The sequence below is a fragment of the Rhodococcus sp. BUPNP1 genome (genome assembly GCF_002215235.1).
Lineage (GTDB): Bacteria > Actinomycetota > Actinomycetes > Mycobacteriales > Mycobacteriaceae > Rhodococcus.
On the sequence record NZ_NERM01000005.1, the window covers coordinates 57076 to 73899 of the forward strand.

The following is a 16824-nucleotide window of genomic DNA, read 5'->3' on the forward strand; positions in this document are numbered from 1 at the left end:
CTACTGCTTCCCCTCGGTCGACTTCTTCTTCTTGGACGGCGGTTCCCCGAAATCGGGGTCGAGGAGCCCGTCGGGCGGATCGATCTCGATCACGCCGTCCCGGACCGACACCGTCGGCACGATCTCGGTGACGAACGGGACGAGCAGCTCCCCGCGTTCCTGGCCGGCCGGCCGGATCGACAGCAGTTCGCCGGCGGCCGTGTGCAGGACCTCGCGGACGGTGCCGACCTCGGTTCCACCGTCGGGACGCCCGGCGACGATCCGCACCGTCAACCCTTCGAGTTCGTGGTCGTAGAACTCGTCCGGGTCGTCGGAGGGCGGAAGGTCGGCGCTGTCGACGACGAACAGCACCCCGCGCAGTGCGTCGGCGGCGTCGCGACCGTCGATGCCCTGCAGGCGCAGCAGAAGCCGCCCGGAGTGTTCCCGGGCGGCTTCCACTGTGTACTCGTGCAGGTGCTTGTCGCGAGGCTTACGGCCACGCAGGACCGCGCCGACAGCGAAGCGCTCCTCGGGTTCGTCGGTGCGAACCTCGACGACGACTTCGCCTCGGATGCCGTGCGACTTGGCCACACGGCCCACGACGAGCTCCATCGACGCTCGCCTAGCGGTCGGTGTCGACGACGTCGACACGGATACCCCGGCCACCGATTCCGGTGACGAGGGTCCGCAGCGCGGTCGCGGTGCGACCGCCGCGGCCGATGACCTTGCCGAGGTCGTCGGGGTTGACGTGCACCTCGACGGTGCGGCCCCGACGACCCGCGATCAGGTCGACGCGGACGTCGTCGGGATGGGCGACGATTCCACGAACGAGATGCTCGACGGCATCGGCGACCACGGCGCTCATTACTCGGCGGCCTCGGTGGACTCGGCCTCGGTGGACGCCTCGGCGGACTCTTCCTTGGCAGCCTTCTTCTTCTTGGGCGTGACGGCCTCGGCAGCCGGCTCGTTCTCGGCCTGCGCGAGGGCGGCCTGGAACAGCTCGAGCTTGGACGGCTTCGGCTCCGCCTTCTTCAGCGTGCCCTCGGCGCCCGGCAGGCCCTTGAACTTCTGCCAGTCACCGGTGATCTTGAAGAGGTTGAGGACCGGCTCGGTCGGCTGGGCGCCGACGTTCAGCCAGTACTGCGCACGCTCCGAGTCGATCTCGATCAGCGAAGGCTCTTCCTTCGGGTGGTACTTGCCGATGGTCTCGATGGCCCGGCCGTTGCGGCGGGTGCGCGAGTCCGCGACGACGACGCGGTACTGCGGGTTGCGGATCTTGCCGAGACGGGTGAGCTTGATCTTGACAGCCACTGCTGTGTTCTCCTTCGGGGTGCGCCGAGGCGCGTGTCACGTGCAATTCGGACGACGCGCCCTTCTGGCACGCCCGGTTTTGCCTCTAGCCTGTGACCGCCGCGCGGTACGTAACCGGATGCGACGACAGCGAACCATTCTGCCAGACGCGTGAGCCAGGACGAAACCGGCACCCGGTGACCCCACGCACCCTCTCTACAGGCGCGCGGGACTGCCCGAGACCACCCGGCCGCGGAGAACCACGAGATCGGGACGGGCCGCCGCCGGGTCGCTGCGCGGATCCTCCCGGTACACGACGAAATCCGCCGACGTCCCCGGCTCGAGACTCGGGTGCCCGAGCCACGCGCGGGCCTTCCAGCTCGCCGCGGCGTACGCCTCGGTGGGGTCGAGACCCACGCGCACGAGCGACGCGATCTCGTCGGCGATGCGCCCGTGCTGCACCTGACCACCGGCATCGGTGCCCGCGTAGATCGGGATGCCGGCCTCGTGGGCGGCGCCGATGGTCTCGTCGAGGCGCGCGTACAGGGCGCGCATGTGCGCTGCGTACACCGGGAATCGCGTCGCCGAATCAGCGATGTCCGGGAAGTTCTCGATGTTGACCAGTGTCGGCACGAGCGCGGTGCCGTGAGCGGCCATCGTCGCGATGGTCTCGTCGGTCAGGCCCGTGCCGTGTTCGATGCAGTCGATCCCCGCCGCGAGCAGTCCGGGCAGGGCGTCCTCACCGAAGACGTGCGCCGTCACCCGCGCGCCCTCGCGGTGGGCCGCGGCGATCGCCTCGACGAGGATCTCGTCGCTCCACAGCGGAGCGAGGTCGCCGACCTCACGGTCGATCCAGTCGCCGATGAGCTTGACCCAGCCGTCGCCGGCCCGGGCCTGACGGGCCACTTCGTCGGGCAGCTGCGACTCGTCCTCGAGGTCGACGGGCAGCCCGCGGATGTAGCGCTTGGGCAGCGCGATGTGCCGGCCGGCCCGGATGATCCGGGGCAGGTCCGCCCGCTGGTCGAGGGCCCGGGTGTCGACGGGCGACCCGGCATCGCGGAGCAGCAGGACACCCGCATCGCGTTCGGTGACGGCCTGCGCGAGCAGACCCTCCTCGTCCTCCGCTCCCCCGCCGAACCGGATACCGACGTGGCAGTGCGCGTCGACGAGACCCGGCAGGATCCAGCCGTCGGCGCAGAGCACCTCGGCGTCGCGGCCGGGCTCGTCCGTGAACGCTCCGTCGGCCCCGACGAACAGCTCGACGGGTTCGCCGTCGGCCAACGACCGGCCCCGCACGACGAAGGAACGCGCATCACCCTCGGTCACGGTCATCCCCCGGCCCGGCTCAGTTCTTGGGGAACTTCAGCTTCGACAGGTCGAAGTTCTCGAGACCCGGAGGAAGCTCGTCGAGGCCCTTCGGCATCTTCGACAGGTCGGGCATCCCGGCGGGCATGCCACCCGGGAGACCGGGGAAGCCGCCGGGCATACCGCCCCGCACCTTCGGCGGCGTCGGTCCGCGACCGCCCTTCTTCCCCTTCTTGCCCTTCTTGCGCTGGTTCTTGCGTGCGCCCGGCATGCCCATCTGGCCGGCCATCGCCGTCATCATCTTCCGGGCCTCGAAGAACCGGTCGACGAGCTGGTTGACGTCGGAGACCTTCACACCGGAACCGTTGGCGATGCGCAGTCGCCGCGAGCCGTTGATGATCTTCGGGTTGGCGCGCTCCTCCGGCGTCATGCCGCGGATGATCGCCTGGATGCGGTCGAGCTGCTTCTCGTCGACGTTGGCGAGGGCGTCCTTCATCTGCCCGGCTCCGGGCAGCATGCCCAGGAGATTGGCGATGGGGCCCATCTTCCGCACGGCCATCATCTGCTCGAGGAAGTCCTCGAGGGTGAGCTCGCCGGAACCGATCTTGCTGGCGGTGGCCTCGGCCTGCTCGGCGTCGAAGACCTGCTCGGCCTGCTCGATGAGGGTGAGCACGTCGCCCATGCCGAGGATGCGGCTGGCCATGCGCTCGGGGTGGAAGACGTCGAAGTCCTCGAGCTTCTCACCGGTGGAGGCGAACATGATCGGCTGGCCGGTGAGCTCGCGGACGCTGAGCGCGGCACCACCGCGGGCGTCGCCGTCGAGCTTGGTGAGCACCACGCCGGTGAAGCCGACACCCTCGCGGAACGCCTCGGCGGTGCTCACAGCGTCCTGACCGATCATCGCGTCGAGGACGAACAGCACCTCGTCGGGCTGCACGGCGTCGCGGATGCCCGCGGCCTGCGCCATGAGTTCCTGGTCGATACCGAGGCGACCGGCGGTGTCGACGATGACCACGTCGTACTGCTTGTTGCGCGCCTCGGCGATGCCCTGCTCGGCCACGGCGATCGGGTCGGCGGCGGTGACTCCGAGTTCGTTCTCGCCTCCGCCGATGGAGGTGCCGGGATGGGGCGCGAAGACCGACACGCCGGCACGCTCACCGACCACCTGCAGCTGGGTCACAGCGCCGGGGCGCTGGAGGTCGCAGGCGACCAGCATCGGGGTGTGCCCCTGCGCCTTGAGCCACTTCGCGAGCTTGCCCGCGAGTGTGGTCTTACCGGCACCCTGCAGACCGGCGAGCATGATGACCGTCGGCGGGGTCTTCGCGAACTGCAGACGACGGGTCTCACCGCCGAGGATCCCGACGAGTTCCTCGTTGACGATCTTGACGACCTGCTGGGCCGGGTTGAGCGCGCCGTGCACCTCGGCACCCTTGGCGCGCACCTTGATCTTCTTGATGAACTCGCGCACCACGGGCAGCGCGACGTCGGCCTCGAGCAGGGCGAGGCGGATCTCACGGCAGGTCGCGTCGATGTCCGCGTCGGACAGCCGCCCCTTGCCGCGCAGGTCCTTCAGGACCCCTGTCAACCTGTCGGAAAGGGATTCGAACACCGAATGCGCTCCTGAGCTCTGACGAAGATGCGGACAATGCTGCGAACCAGGGTAACCGCTCCCGATCCGTCGCGACCGCGGGTGGCCACGCCACAGGGCGGGCCACCCGCGCGGTCACGATCCGTCGGTCACGATCTGTCGGCGGGCGCGGGCGGCTCGGGAGCAGGCAGGACCGACAGCAGTTCCTTCTCGAGATGTTCCCGAGAGACACGGGTGTGGGCACCGGCGAGATCGACGCAGAACGAGTCGATCACCGTCGAACCCAAGGTGCTCACCCGCGCCCACCGCACGTCGGCTCCGACACGCTCGAAGACGTCCGCGAGACGGCACAGCAGACCGATCCGGTCCTCCGACCGGATCTCGAGCACGACCTGGTCCGATTCGGACCCTTCGAACCAGATGATCCGCGGCGGCGCGAGAGCGGCGCTGACTGGAACCGCCCGGGCCGTTCGCTCGGGAAGCCGGCTTTCGCGTTCGGCGCGGTCCTTGGCCTCGAGGGCACCGAGGAGGTCGAGATCGCCGGAGCGAGCCCGCACGAGTTCCTGCCGGAGCAGGGCCGCTTCGGGCGGTGAGCCGAATCTCGGAGCCACGACGAAGCTGTTGACCGTGCTGCCGGCGTGGCTGCCGATCGAGGCCGACAGCACCCGCAGACCGTGCAGCGAGAGCACACCGGCCTCGTCGGAGAGCACGCCCCGCTCGTCGGGCGCGACGAAGGTCGCGGTGAAGCTGCGGCCGTCCTCGCGCGGGTCGAGCGCGACGTGCAGGGCACCGTCCTCGACGAGGTTCGCGAGGACGGGATCGATCGGATCCGGCGCCGGGAGCTCGTCGCCCGCCATCATCATGCGGCAGCGGCGTACGAGTTCCCGGATCAGCGACGCCTTCCAATCCCCCCAGACTCCTGGGCCGGTGGCCTGCGAATCCGCTTCGGCCAACGCGTGGAGCAGGTCGAGCAGCACCGGATCGCCGTCGAGGGCGTCGACGACCGCGGCCACGGTCTCCGGATCGTCGAGGTCGCGGCGGGTCGCGGTGTGCGGCAGGAGCAGGTGGTGCCGCACCATAGAGGTGAGCAGGGCCAGATCCGAGGGCCACAGGCCCATCCGCCGCCCGATCTGCAGGGCCAGTTCGGCACCGACCACGCTGTGGTCGCCGCCGCGTCCCTTGCCGATGTCGTGCAGCAACGCGCCGAGGACGAGCAGGTCCGGCCGGGCGACCCGCGTCGTCAGTTCGCTCGCGTAGACGGCGGTCTCGACGAGGTGCCTGTCCACGGTCCACGTATGGACGGCGTCGCGGGGCGGCAGGTCGCGCACCGCACCCCATTCCGGGAGCAACCGCCCCCACAGTCCGGTGCGGTCCAGCGACTCGATGACGTCGACCGCGCGACGTCCCGAGCCGAGCAACACCAGGAAGTCGTCGAGGGCTTCGCGAGGCCAGGGTTCGCGCAGTTCCGGTGCGTGATCGGCGAGCCGGGTGAGCGTGGCCGCCGAGACCGGCAGTCCGGCCTGCGCGGCGGCCGCCGCGACCCGCGTGATCAGACCCGGATCGCGACGCGGATGCGCGTCGCGCGCGAGGGCGACCTCTCCCCCGTGCTCGACGACCCCTTCGTCGAGGGGACGCCGCACCGGTCCGCGGCGCAGCCGCGACAGGCCCTTGCGCGGCAGCGAATTGGCCGCGGTGCGCAGGCCGACGTCGACGGAGTAGCTGATCGTGCGGGCCGATTCGGTGAGCACCCGTGCGAGATCGAAACGGTCGCCGATCCGCAGCGCCGCGGCGATCTCGTCGGCGTCCTGGGCGCGCAGCTGGTCGCGGGAGCGGCCGGCGACGCGGTGCAGCTCGGTGCGTACGTCGAGCAGTCGCCGGTGGGCGGCCGCGAGGCCTCCGCCCGGGACGTCGGGTCCGAGTCCCGGCATGCCGTCGGTGAGCTGCGCAACGGACAGGGCATTGAGCAACTGCACGTCCCGCAACCCGCCGCGACCGCTCTTGAGGTCGGGTTCGGCCCGGTGGGCGATCTGCCCGCTGCGCTGCCATCGCACCTCGGTCATCTCGATGAGTTCGTCGAAGCGGGACCGGATGCCGGTGCGCCACTGACGTCGCACACCGCCGATGAGCAGATTGCTCAGCTGGGCGTCGCCCGCGATGTGCCGGGCCTCGAGCATTCCCAGTGCGGCTGTCAGATCGGAGGAGAACACCTGGAGGGCCTGGGGCACCGTCCGGACACTGTGGTCGAGCTTGATGTGCGCGTCCCACAGCGGGTACCAGAGCTCGTCGGCGACCTTCGACACGACGGACGGCGCCATGTCGTCGTGGAGGAGGATGAGATCGAGATCGGAGTACGGGAGCATCTCGCGGCGTCCGAGACCCCCGACGGCGACGATGGCGAAGCCTCCCTCGCGCTTGATGCCGAGTTCGGAGCCCTTCGTCGTCAACCAGAATTCGTGCAGGTCCACGAGGGCGTGACGCAGGGCCACGGTGTCGAGGCGGCGGCTGCGGGGGCCGCCGGAGAGCAGGGTGTCGCGGGCTGCCGCGAGATCGGCGGCGCCCGCCGGTGCGGTTGTGCGGGCCGAGGACACCGAAGGCCCCGACCCCGCTGCCGAAGCAGCGGGATCAGGGCCTCGAGTGCCGGACCCCTGGGGGTCAGAGCGCATCCGAACCTCGTTCTCCGGTGCGGACCCGGACCACCGCTTCCACGGGCGTGACCCACACCTTGCCGTCGCCGATCTTCCCGGTACGGGAGGCCTCGACGATGGTCTCGACGACCTTGTCGACAGCGGAGTCGTCGACGACGACCTCGACGCGGACCTTCGGCACGAAGTCGACGGAGTACTCCGCTCCGCGGTAGACCTCGGTGTGGCCCTTCTGGCGGCCGTAGCCCTGCACCTCGCTGACTGTCATTCCGAGCACACCGGCCTGCTCCAGGCCTGCCTTGACGTCCTCGAGCGTGAACGGCTTGATGATCGCCGTGATCAGCTTCATATCCTCATCCTTCCCAGAGCCCGCTGGCCGCTGTCATCCCTGCTCGCTGTCGTGGTCTTCTTATCACTTGAGAGCCGGCGCGAAGTCGTATGCGGATTCCGCATGTTCGGCTTCGTCGATACCGCGGGCCTCTTCCTCGTCGCTCACACGCCAGCCCATGGGCTTGAGTGCGAAGGCGATCACTGCGGTGACGACTGCGGTGAACACCAGGGCGACGACTGCGATGACGATCTGGATGACGAGCTGCTTGTAATCGCCACCGTAGAACAATCCGGTCTCGGTGCCGAGGAAGCCGATGGCGACCGTGCCCCACAGGCCCGACACGAGGTGGACACCCACGACGTCGAGCGAGTCGTCGTAACCGAACTTGTACTTCAGGCCCACGGCGAGGGCGGACAGGATGCCGGCGATGACGCCGAGGGCGATCGATCCGACCGGGCTCAGCGAGCCGGCAGCGGGGGTGATGGCGACCAGGCCGGCGACGGCACCGGACGCGGCACCGAGGCTGGTGGCCTTGCCGTCACGGATGCGCTCGGTGACGAGCCAGCCGAGGATGGCGGCAGCGGTGGCGGTGGTGGTGTTGACCCAGGCCAGACCTGCGAGACCGTCGGCCGCGAAGGCGGAACCGGCGTTGAAGCCGAACCATCCGAACCACAGCAGTGCAGCGCCGAGCATGACGAACGGCAGGTTGTGCGGTCGGAAGGCAGTGCGACCGAAGCCGGCGCGCTTGCCGATGACGACGGCCAGGACGAGAGCGGCGATACCGGCGTTGATGTGGACGACCGTGCCACCGGCGAAGTCGATCGGGGCAACCGAGGCGACCGTCTCACCGTCGACGTCGACGGTGCCGAACAGTGCGGCAGCGATGCTGTCCTCGGAACCCGACAGCAGGCCGCCACCCCACACCATGTGGGCGAGCGGGAAGTAGGCGCAGGTGACCCAGATGGCCGCGAACGCCATCCACGTGCCGAACTTGACGCGCTCGGCCAGCGCACCGCTGATCAGCGCGGTGGTGATGATCGCGAAGGTCACCTGGAAGCCGATGTCGATGATCTGCGGGTAGTCACCGAGACCGGGGAGGAAGCCACCCTCGTCGTCGTAGATGGCGCCCTGCAGACCGAACTGTTCGAACGGGTTCGCGAAGATACCGAGGACGTTCTCCGTGCCGTAGGACATCGACCAGCCCCACAGGACGTAGATCACCGCGATGATCGCCATGGAGCCGAACGACATCATCATCATGTTGAGCACGGACTTGGAGCGGGACATCCCGCCGTAGAAGAACGCCAGGCCCGGGGTCATCAGAAGCACGAGCGACGCTGCTATCAGCATCCACGCTGCGTCGCCGGTGTTCACCACTTCCTCCACTTGCAACCTCCCTGTAGGCCGCGCCGATCGGCGCGTTGTCGAGGGAAAGCTTGCTGCCCGGATGTTTCCGTGGAGGCGCCGTGCTGTTTCGTGGGCGTGAACGCAGGAACCGACCTTGTTTCATCCTTGTTTCACACTTTTCGGACACCGTATTCCCACCGACGGAACCGGCCGCTGCCCGCGTGAGCGGACAGCGGCCGGAGCGACGGAATGCGGTGCGGATCAGCCCGACAGGGCAGCGTCGATCAGCCCAACAGGGCGTCCACGAAGGCTTCCGGTTCGAAGGGGGCGAGATCGTCGGCGCCCTCACCCAGACCCACCAGCTTCACCGGGACGCCGAGTTCGTGCTGCACCTGGAAGACGATGCCGCCCTTGGCGGTTCCGTCGAGCTTGGTGAGCACCACACCGGTGATGTCGACGACCTCGGCGAACACGCGGGCCTGCATCAGCCCGTTCTGGCCGATCGTCGCGTCGAGGACGAGCAGCACCTCGTCGACGGCGGCCTTCTTCTCCACGACGCGCTTGACCTTGCCGAGCTCGTCCATCAGGCCGGTCTTGGTGTGCAGGCGGCCGGCGGTGTCGACGAGGACCGCGTCGACGCCGTTGTCGATGCCCCTCGCGACGGCATCGAACGCCACCGCGGCGGGATCGGCGGCCTCCTTGCCGCGAACGACCTCGGCGCCGACGCGTTCGGCCCAGGTCTGCAGCTGGTCGGCGGCCGCGGCACGGAAGGTGTCGGCGGCACCGAGCAGCACCCGGCGTCCGTCCGCGACGAGCACGCGGGCGAGCTTGCCGGTAGTCGTGGTCTTGCCGGTGCCGTTGACACCGACGACGAGCAGCACGGCGGGATGGTCCTCGTGCGGGAGGGCCCGGATGGAGCGGTCGAGCTCGGGGCGGAGCTCGTCGACGAGCACGCTGCGCAGCACGGCGCGGGCGTCGGCCTCGCTGCGCACGTTGTTCACGACCATCTCCTCACGCAGACGGTCGACGATCTTGGTGGTCGTCGCGGCACCGAGGTCGGCGACGAGCAGCGTGTCCTCGATCTCCTCCCAGGAGTCCTCGTCGAGGTCGCCGCCACCGAGCAGACCGAGCAGGCTCTTGCCGACCGCCGACTGCGAGCGGGCCAGACGGCCGCGCAGGCGGACGAGGCGCCCCGCGGTGGGTTCGATCTCCTCGATCGGGGCTGCCGGAGGAACAGCGGCCGGTCCGGCCGGTTCGACGACCTCGGGTTCGACGACCTCGGGTTCGGTGACCTCGGGTTCAGCGACGGTCTCCGTCGCCGGGGCGGGCTCGACCTCGGGTTCCGGTGTCGGTGCGACTTCCGGTTCGGGGGCGACCTCCGGCTCGACGGACTCGGGAGCGGGACGCTCCGGCTCCGGGGCGACCTCGGGCTCGACCGGCTCGGGTTCGGCCGGCTTCGGTTCTGCAGGCTTGGGCTCGACCTTCGGCGCAGGCGCCGGTTCCGCCTTCGGCTCCGCGGGGGCGGGTGCGCTCGGCGGAGCTTCGGTGATCTCCTCCGGAAGCGGCACCGTGCGGGGCGCGGGCTCCGGCTTCGCCGCAGGCTTCGGTGCCGGTTTCGGCGCCGGCCGGGGGGCCGGCGCCGGTGGCGCGGCCGTGCCCTGCGAGAAACTGAATCCGCTCTGCGCCTTGTAACCGCCCGAGCGGTCCTTGGTCTCGGCGGAATCGAGCTGCGGGGTCTCGGGCGCCTTCAGCGACACCTGCCGCCGCCGGTAGAGGGTCAGACCGACGACGAGCGCGACGAGAACGACCGCCAGCGCGGCGGCGATGACTATCCAGGCTCCGGTACTCACGCACCCATACTGTCAGGCCTGGAGCTCTTCCTCCGGTTCGGGGACCGGTGTCGCGATCTCGCGTCCGCGCAGTCGCTGCGAGATGACCCGGGTGATGCCGTCGCCCCGCATGCTCACGCCGTACAGCGCGTCGGCGACCTCCATCGTCGGCTTCTGGTGCGTGATGACGATGAGTTGGGACTTCTCGCGCAGCTGCTCGAACAGCCCGATCAACCGTCGCAGGTTGGTGTCGTCGAGCGCGGCCTCGACCTCGTCCATCACGTAGAAGGGTGAGGGGCGGGCCCGGAAGATCGCGACCAGCATCGCTACCGCGGTCAGGGACTTCTCGCCGCCCGACAGCAGCGACAGGCGCTTGACCTTCTTGCCCGGCGGGCGGGCCTCGACCTCGATGCCGGTGGTGAGCATGTCGCTCGGGTCGGTGAGCACGAGCCGTCCCTCACCACCGGGGAACAGCTTCGCGAAGACCTGTTCGAACTCGCGCTCGACGTCGGCGTAGGCCTCGGTGAACACCTGCAGGATCCGCGCGTCTACCTCCTCGACGACGGCGAGCAGGTCCTTGCGGGCGCTCTTGACGTCCTCGAGCTGGGTCGACAGGAAGTTGTACCGCTCCTCGAGCGCCGCGAACTCCTCCAGCGCGAGCGGGTTGACGCGCCCGAGCGTCGCGAGATCCTTCTCCGCGCGCTTGGCCCGCCGCTCCTGGGTGGCCCGGTCGTAGGGCATCGGTTGCGGAGCGACCACCTGTTCGCCGCGCTCGCGTGCCTGCTCGTACTCGGCCATCTCCAGCGGCGTGGGCGGCAGCGGCACGTCGGGGCCGTACTCGGCGACGAGGTCGTCGAGGGCGATGCCGTGCTGCTCGAGGATGGTCTGTTCGAGCTGCTCGATCCGGAGCGAGGCCTGCGCCCGGGCCACCTCGTCGCGATGCACCGCGTCGGTGAGCTGGTCGCGCTGCGCGGACAGTTCGCGGACGAGTTCGCGGGCCCGTTCGAGCTGCTCGGCACACTCGGCGCGGCGCCGGTTCAGTTCGTCGCGCTGGGCGAGTGCCGTCGCCACGGCCACGTCGAGTTGTTCGGCGAGTCGCTGTCCTGATTCCGCCACCGCCGCGGCGACGGCCGCCGCCTGACGACGCGCGATCCGGGCACGTTCGGCACGAGCACGTGCCTCGCGCTCGGCCTGCGCGGCGCGGCGGAGCGAATCCGCTTTGCCCCGAAGCGCTTCGGCGCGTTCCTCGGCCGTGCGTGCCGCGAGTCGCGCCTCGACCTCGACGGCCCGGACCTCGGCGAGGGCGGCCGCGGCCATCTCCCGCTCGGCGGCGGTGTGATCGGTGCCGGCACCGTCGCTGCTCCCGGCCGAGTCGTCCTCGGCCAGGCGCAGTCGCTCCTCGAGTTCGACCAGCTTCTCCCGCGCCGCGTCGCGTTCCTTCTCGGCCTCGGTGCGCTGGGCCGCGAGGCGTCCGGATTCGGCGTGGGCGGTGCGTGCCGCCTGGCCGAGCCGGCCGAGCTGTTCGTAGACGGCAGACATCGCCGCATCGGACTCGTTGAGGGCGGCGAGGGTCTGTTCGACGTGTTCGGCGCGTTCGGCCTGTTCCGCGAGTGCGCCCGCGAGGGCTGCGGCCAGTTCCTCGGAGCGGCGTTCGGCCTGTTCGAGACCGGCACGGGAAGTGTCGATCGCCGCCTGGATCTCGAGGGTGCTCGGGGCGCGGTGCGAGCCGCCGACCACCCAGCCCGCGCCGGCGAGGTCTCCTCCGCGCGTCACGGCGCGCAGGTCGGGCCGGGCAGCGCAGACCCCGAGGGCGGTGGGCAGGTCGTCGACCACGACGGTGCGGGCCAGCAGGCCGTCGACGCCTCCGCGCAGGTCGGCGGGACACTCGACGACCTCGCGGAGCCATCGGGCACCGGTCGGCAGGTCGCCGGTGTCGGTGGGGCCGGCTGCGCCGGGCAGGACGAACGCCACCCGGCCCTGGTCGGCGTCGGCGAGCGCTGCGACCGCCGAGATCGCGGCGTCGGCCGACTCCACCTCGAGGGCATCGGCTGCGGCACCGAAAGCGGCTGCGACGGCGGCCTCGTATCCCGGGGACACCCGGAGGCGGTCGGCGAGGCGCCCGACGAGTCCGTCGCCGGACCGCGCGTCGATCAGCCAGGCCGCGCCGTCGGTACGTTCGAGGCCCATCGACAGGGCCTCGATGCGGGCGCCGAGGGAGGCGACCTCCTTGCCCGCGGCGCGTTCGGCCTCCTGCAGTTCGGCGACCCGCTCGTCGGCGAGCCGCTGCGCTTCGAGCGCTCGTTCGTGCTGCGCGTCGGCATCGATCTCACCGGCGTCGAGATCGTCGATGCGTGCCTGAGCGGTCTCGAACTCGGCCTGTGCGGCAACGCCACGGAGGCGGGCCTCCTCGATGGCGACGGTCAGGCGCGCGATCTCCGCGTCGATCGACTCGGCGCGGGTGCGCATCGTCTCGACCTGGCCGGCGAGACGCGCGAGGCCCTCGCGCCGGTCGGCGACGGCACGCACCGCGGCCAGATGCGCGCGTTCGGCGGCTGCTGCGGCCTCCTCCTGCGCGGCGAGCTGCTCACGTGCCGCTTCGAGCGCGCCGTGCGCGATCTCGACGGCCTCGATCAGTTCCGCTTCCTCGGCGGCGATCCGGTCGGCGCGGGCCTCCATCTCGTCGGGATCCTGACCGGAACGGTCCTCGGGTTCGGCGTGCAGGTGGCGGGCGCGTTCCTGCGCGACCCGCACGGTCGCCGAGACGCGCTCGGCGAGGGCGGACAGCCGGAACCAGGTCTGCGACGCCGCTTCGGCACCCGGTGTGAGCTGCGCGAGGGTCTGTTCGTGGCGGGCGAGTTCGGCGTTCGCGTCGTCGAAGGCCGCGAGTACGGTGTCGAGCCGTTCCCGGACCATCTTTTCCTGCTCGTCGTGCCCGGCGAGTTCGGCGCGGCGCGTGACGAGGTCGTCGGCGGCCAGTCGTAACCGCGCGTCGCGCAGGTCGGCCTGGATGGTCTGGGCGCGGCGTGCGACCTCGGCCTGCCGGCCGAGCGGTTTGAGCTGACGGCGCAGTTCTGCGGTGAGGTCGGTGAGGCGAGCGAGGTTGGCCTGCATCGAGTCGAGCTTGCGCAGCGCCTTTTCCTTGCGCTTGCGGTGCTTGAGGACGCCGGCGGCCTCCTCGATGAACGCGCGTCGGTCCTCCGGGCGGGATTCGAGGATCGCGGCGAGGCGGCCCTGGCCGACGATGACATGCATCTCGCGGCCGATACCGGAGTCGGACAGCAGTTCCTGCACGTCCATGAGACGGCAGGAACTGCCGTTGATCTCGTATTCGCCGGCGCCGTCGCGGAACATGCGGCGGGTGACGGAGACCTCGGAGTACTCGATGGGCAGCGCGCCGTCGGAGTTGTCGATGGTGAGCGTGACCTCGGCGCGTCCGAGCGGCGGGCGACCGGCGGTTCCGGCGAAGATGACGTCCTGCATCTTGCCGCCGCGCAGGGCCTTGGCGCCCTGCTCCCCCATCACCCAGGTGAGTGCGTCGACGACGTTCGACTTGCCGGACCCGTTCGGTCCGACCACACAGGTGATGCCCGGTTCGAAACGCAGAGTCGTCGACGAGGCGAAGGACTTGAAGCCCTTCAACGTCAGACTCTTGAGGTACATGGGTGAGAACTCTACCGGCGGGTTGTGACCGCTTTCCTAGGCCGGGTGCACCGCGCGGACCGTCCCGTCGAAACCGGTCGTGTACAGGACGTTCGGGTCCCAGCCCGGTCCCGAACCGAAGGCGAGCGAGGACATCAGCGGGATGCCCTCGGCGATGCGGCAACCGTTCCCGGTCGCCGGATCGACCCGCAGGACCGCGCCGGCGAGGTTGAGGGCGATGTACAGCGCTCCGTCGGGGCCGATCGTGAGGTCGTCGGGCATCGAGAGCAGGCCCGGCCCGGGCAGGTCGATGCTGCGCACGGGTCCTTCGAGGTCGCGTGCGTCGAGGATGTGGAGCCGGTTGACGTTCTCGAAGGTCGTCACGGTGTAGACGGTGTCGCCGTCGACGGCGATGCCGTTGACGGATCCGAGATCGGTACGGACGACGCGGGCGTCGCCACCGCCCGCGGGCACGAGAGTGAGTCCGACCTCGCCGAGATCGCGCGAGGCGAGCATCGAGCCGTCCGAGAGCCGGCCGAGGCCGTTGGGCATGACCAGCCCGGTGCCGTGGGTGCCGCGTTCACCCGTGTCGAGGTCGAGCGTGTCGATCGTGCCGTCGGCGATCCCGGCCAGCCCCGAGACGGTCGTGTTGCCCACGTTCAGGTAGACGGTGGGACCGTCGACGACGATGCCGCCCGGACCGGACACCTCGGGCAGCACGGTGGTGACGCTGCCGTCGGGAGCGATCCGGCGCAACGCTCCCGGACCGATGAAGGAGGTGTCCGAGACGAGCAGACCGCCTCGCTCGTCGAACGCCAGGTTCTCGAGGACACCGAGTCCGGACGCGACCGTCGTGACCGTCCGCGGCGCGCAGGCAGCCGGATCGGCTGCCGCGGGTGCTGCGGCAGCCGGAGCGGCCGCCGCCGGTGCTGCGGCCAGGGGTGCCACTGCCACTGCGGCGATCGCTGCCGCCACCATCGTCGAACGTGCACGCCTGCCCATGCGTCTCCCTTGCCGACCGCGACCGGCACCACCCGGCCGCATCCACCCGATCGCGGCAGGATACCAAGCCGAACGGACAAACAGGACGGATGTCAGCGTTCGACGAAACCGGTGAGGTCGCCGCGCGCGGGATCCCACGATTCGACGACGAGCCGCACCTCACCGGGAGTGTCGCCGGATTTCAGCCACGCCAGGAGCTGTTCGAGTGCCGGCCGGGGGCCTTCGGCGACGACCATCACGCGACCGTCGGGATGATTCGTCGCGTGCCCGACAAGACCGAGCTCGAGTGCGCGGGCACGCGTGAACCAGCGGAAACCGACCCCCTGGACGCGGCCGTGCACCCACGCCGTGAGCCGTTCGACGTCTGCGGGGGCGCTCATCGATCAGTCCTCGGCGGTGATCGTCAGCGAGACCTTGGTGCCCGCCTTGAGGGTGCGGCCCACCGTGCACACCTTGTCGACGGAGCGTTCGACGAGGGCGATGAGCCGGTCCCGCGCAGCAGCGTCGAGCTCCGACAGGTCGAGGACCATCTCCTCCTCGAGGTGCGGGTAGACCTCGTTGTCGCGGTCGGCGGCACCGGAGACACGGATCGTCGCGTCGTAGTCGTCGCCGAGCCGGCGGGACAGCGGGAAGTCCGAGGCCATGCCGGAGCACGCGGCGAGCGCGATCTTGAGCAGCTCGCCCGGGGTGAAGACGCCCTCGACGCTCTCCGAGCCGATGAGCACCTCGGCGCCGCGGGAGCTGCGTCCGGTGTAGCGGCGCGTGCCGGTGCGCTCGACCCACAGCTCGGTGGCGGGAAGGTCGGAAGTCTGGTCAGCCATGGGGGAAATCCTGCCATGTCCCGTCGACGGGGATGTCGCGGAGGATGGTCACGAAGTCCTCGACCGCGGCGGACGACGCGTCGGCACTGCGTCGCAGCACTCCGACCGGTTCGACGGTGCCCGCGGTGGGCACGTCCAGGCGCCGGACCACCCCGTCGGCGAGGTCGTCGCGGGCCGCACGCTCGGTGGTGATCCACACGGCGTCGCTGCGCCGGACCACCCCGCGTGCCACGGCGAGGTCGAGTGTCTCGATGAGCCCGACCGGCAATCGCAGGCCGTGACGCTCGAACAACGCCTCGGTCGCGTGGCGCGGCACGGTGCCACTGGTCGCGACCACCAGGGGGTGTTCGAGTGCGTCGGCGACGGAGACGGAACGCCCGGCGAGAGGATGGCCGGGGCGGACGACGAGGATCAGCGTCTCGGCGTACAGGAGCTCGAACGACAGCCCGACCATCCGGGACGGTTCGGCCATGCGTCCGAGGACGACGTCGAGGGCGCCGGCGGCGAGCGCCGACAACAGGACGGCATTGGGATCGGTGCGGATCCGGATGTCCAGATCAGCGCGCACGCGGCGCAGCTCCACCAGAGCTTCGGGGAGCACGGACCCGGCCACGGTGGGCAGGGCCCCGATCCGCAGCGGCTCGCGGGCGGGTTCGGCCGCTCCCGCCAGTGCGGCCACCGCTGCGTCCAGTGACGTGGTGACGTCCTGCGCGTAGCGCAGGAAGCGGTGACCTGCCGCTGTGAGGCGCGCGCCGTGTCGGCCGCGGTCGAGGAGTTTCGCTCCGGCGAGCACCTCGAGTTCGTTGAGGGTCTTCGTGACGGCCGGCTGACTCAGCTGCAGCAGCTCGGCGGCCCGCCCGACCTGACCTTCGCGCGCGACGGCGACGAAGCATCTCAGGTGCCGGAGGCGGATGCGTCGCGCCTGCTCCGGGACGGACGAGGACGGACCGAACTCGGATTCCATCACCGAAAGTTATGAATATACTGGCGTTTTGTCAATTTACATGAGTTTTTCTTCACCTTATGGTTGTGTCCACAGCTCAGAGATCGG

14 protein-coding genes are annotated in these 16824 nt (G+C 70.2%); all 14 read right to left on the reverse strand.

Translation table 11 applies throughout. The features are described from left to right. A complete protein-coding gene (gene rimM / locus B9C99_RS06590) occupies positions 1-591 on the reverse strand; it encodes a ribosome maturation factor RimM (protein WP_088897328.1) in 591 nt (196 codons plus the stop codon). Positions 592-601: 10 nt separating this feature from the next. Then, positions 602-844: an RNA-binding protein gene (locus B9C99_RS06595; protein WP_006550954.1), complete on the reverse strand. Its 243-nt coding sequence runs from the start codon at positions 842-844 to the stop codon at positions 602-604. Next, the gene (gene rpsP, locus B9C99_RS06600) at positions 844-1290 is read right to left on the reverse strand and encodes a 30S ribosomal protein S16 (RefSeq protein ID WP_088897329.1); all 447 of its coding nucleotides are present in this window, start codon (positions 1288-1290) and stop codon (positions 844-846) included. The genes B9C99_RS06595 and rpsP overlap by 1 nt, the downstream gene beginning before the upstream one ends. 195 nt (positions 1291-1485) lie before the next feature. Beyond that, positions 1486-2601, reverse strand: a complete 1116-nt coding sequence (locus B9C99_RS06605; RefSeq protein ID WP_088897330.1) for an amidohydrolase family protein — start codon at positions 2599-2601, stop codon at positions 1486-1488. A 13-nt stretch (positions 2602-2614) separates the two neighbouring features. Then, positions 2615-4183, reverse strand: coding sequence for a signal recognition particle protein (gene ffh, locus B9C99_RS06610; RefSeq protein WP_059381161.1), 1569 nt, complete (start codon positions 4181-4183; stop codon positions 2615-2617). Positions 4184-4311: 128 nt separating this feature from the next. Further along, positions 4312-6825, reverse strand: coding sequence for a [protein-PII] uridylyltransferase (locus B9C99_RS06615; RefSeq protein WP_088897331.1), 2514 nt, complete (start codon positions 6823-6825; stop codon positions 4312-4314). Next, entirely contained in the window at positions 6815-7153 is a 339-nt protein-coding gene (locus B9C99_RS06620; protein WP_016694628.1) for a P-II family nitrogen regulator, read from the reverse strand. Before B9C99_RS06620 ends, B9C99_RS06615 begins: the two co-directional genes overlap by 11 nt. Before the next feature lie 63 nt (positions 7154-7216). Continuing rightward, on the reverse strand, positions 7217-8521 hold the full coding sequence (locus tag B9C99_RS06625; RefSeq protein ID WP_016694627.1) for an ammonium transporter: 1305 nt from the start codon (positions 8519-8521) through the stop codon (positions 7217-7219). A 245-nt stretch (positions 8522-8766) separates the two neighbouring features. Then, complete coding sequence (gene ftsY / locus B9C99_RS06630; protein WP_088897332.1) at positions 8767-10332, reverse strand: signal recognition particle-docking protein FtsY; 1566 nt, start codon at positions 10330-10332, stop codon at positions 8767-8769. 12 nt (positions 10333-10344) lie between these two features. Then, entirely contained in the window at positions 10345-13971 is a 3627-nt protein-coding gene (smc, locus tag B9C99_RS06635) for a chromosome segregation protein SMC (protein WP_088897333.1), read from the reverse strand. A 36-nt stretch (positions 13972-14007) separates the two neighbouring features. Further along, on the reverse strand, positions 14008-14952 hold the full coding sequence (locus B9C99_RS06640; RefSeq protein ID WP_088897334.1) for an SMP-30/gluconolactonase/LRE family protein: 945 nt from the start codon (positions 14950-14952) through the stop codon (positions 14008-14010). A 92-nt stretch (positions 14953-15044) separates the two neighbouring features. Further along, on the reverse strand, positions 15045-15332 hold the full coding sequence (locus B9C99_RS06645) for an acylphosphatase (RefSeq protein ID WP_016695896.1): 288 nt from the start codon (positions 15330-15332) through the stop codon (positions 15045-15047). Between the two features lie 3 nt (positions 15333-15335). Further along, the gene (locus B9C99_RS06650; protein WP_016695895.1) at positions 15336-15773 is read right to left on the reverse strand and encodes an OsmC family protein; all 438 of its coding nucleotides are present in this window, start codon (positions 15771-15773) and stop codon (positions 15336-15338) included. Then, positions 15766-16737, reverse strand: coding sequence for a LysR substrate-binding domain-containing protein (locus B9C99_RS06655; protein ID WP_088897335.1), 972 nt, complete (start codon positions 16735-16737; stop codon positions 15766-15768). Before B9C99_RS06655 ends, B9C99_RS06650 begins: the two co-directional genes overlap by 8 nt. Between the last annotated feature and the right edge of the window lie 87 nt (positions 16738-16824).

Coding starts and splice junctions, on each gene's coding strand:
- B9C99_RS06620 (WP_016694628.1), bottom strand. CDS start 7,153: ATGAAGCTGATCACGGCGATCATCAAGCCGTTCACGCTCGAGGACGTC.
- smc (WP_088897333.1), bottom strand. CDS start 13,971: ATGTACCTCAAGAGTCTGACGTTGAAGGGCTTCAAGTCCTTCGCCTCG.
- B9C99_RS06645 (WP_016695896.1), bottom strand. CDS start 15,332: ATGAGCGCCCCCGCAGACGTCGAACGGCTCACGGCGTGGGTGCACGGC.
- rimM (WP_088897328.1), bottom strand. CDS start 591: ATGGAGCTCGTCGTGGGCCGTGTGGCCAAGTCGCACGGCATCCGAGGC.
- B9C99_RS06615 (WP_088897331.1), bottom strand. CDS start 6,825: ATGCGCTCTGACCCCCAGGGGTCCGGCACTCGAGGCCCTGATCCCGCT.
- B9C99_RS06640 (WP_088897334.1), bottom strand. CDS start 14,952: ATGGGCAGGCGTGCACGTTCGACGATGGTGGCGGCAGCGATCGCCGCA.
- B9C99_RS06650 (WP_016695895.1), bottom strand. CDS start 15,773: ATGGCTGACCAGACTTCCGACCTTCCCGCCACCGAGCTGTGGGTCGAG.
- B9C99_RS06655 (WP_088897335.1), bottom strand. CDS start 16,737: ATGGAATCCGAGTTCGGTCCGTCCTCGTCCGTCCCGGAGCAGGCGCGA.
- B9C99_RS06605 (WP_088897330.1), bottom strand. CDS start 2,601: ATGACCGTGACCGAGGGTGATGCGCGTTCCTTCGTCGTGCGGGGCCGG.
- B9C99_RS06595 (WP_006550954.1), bottom strand. CDS start 844: ATGAGCGCCGTGGTCGCCGATGCCGTCGAGCATCTCGTTCGTGGAATC.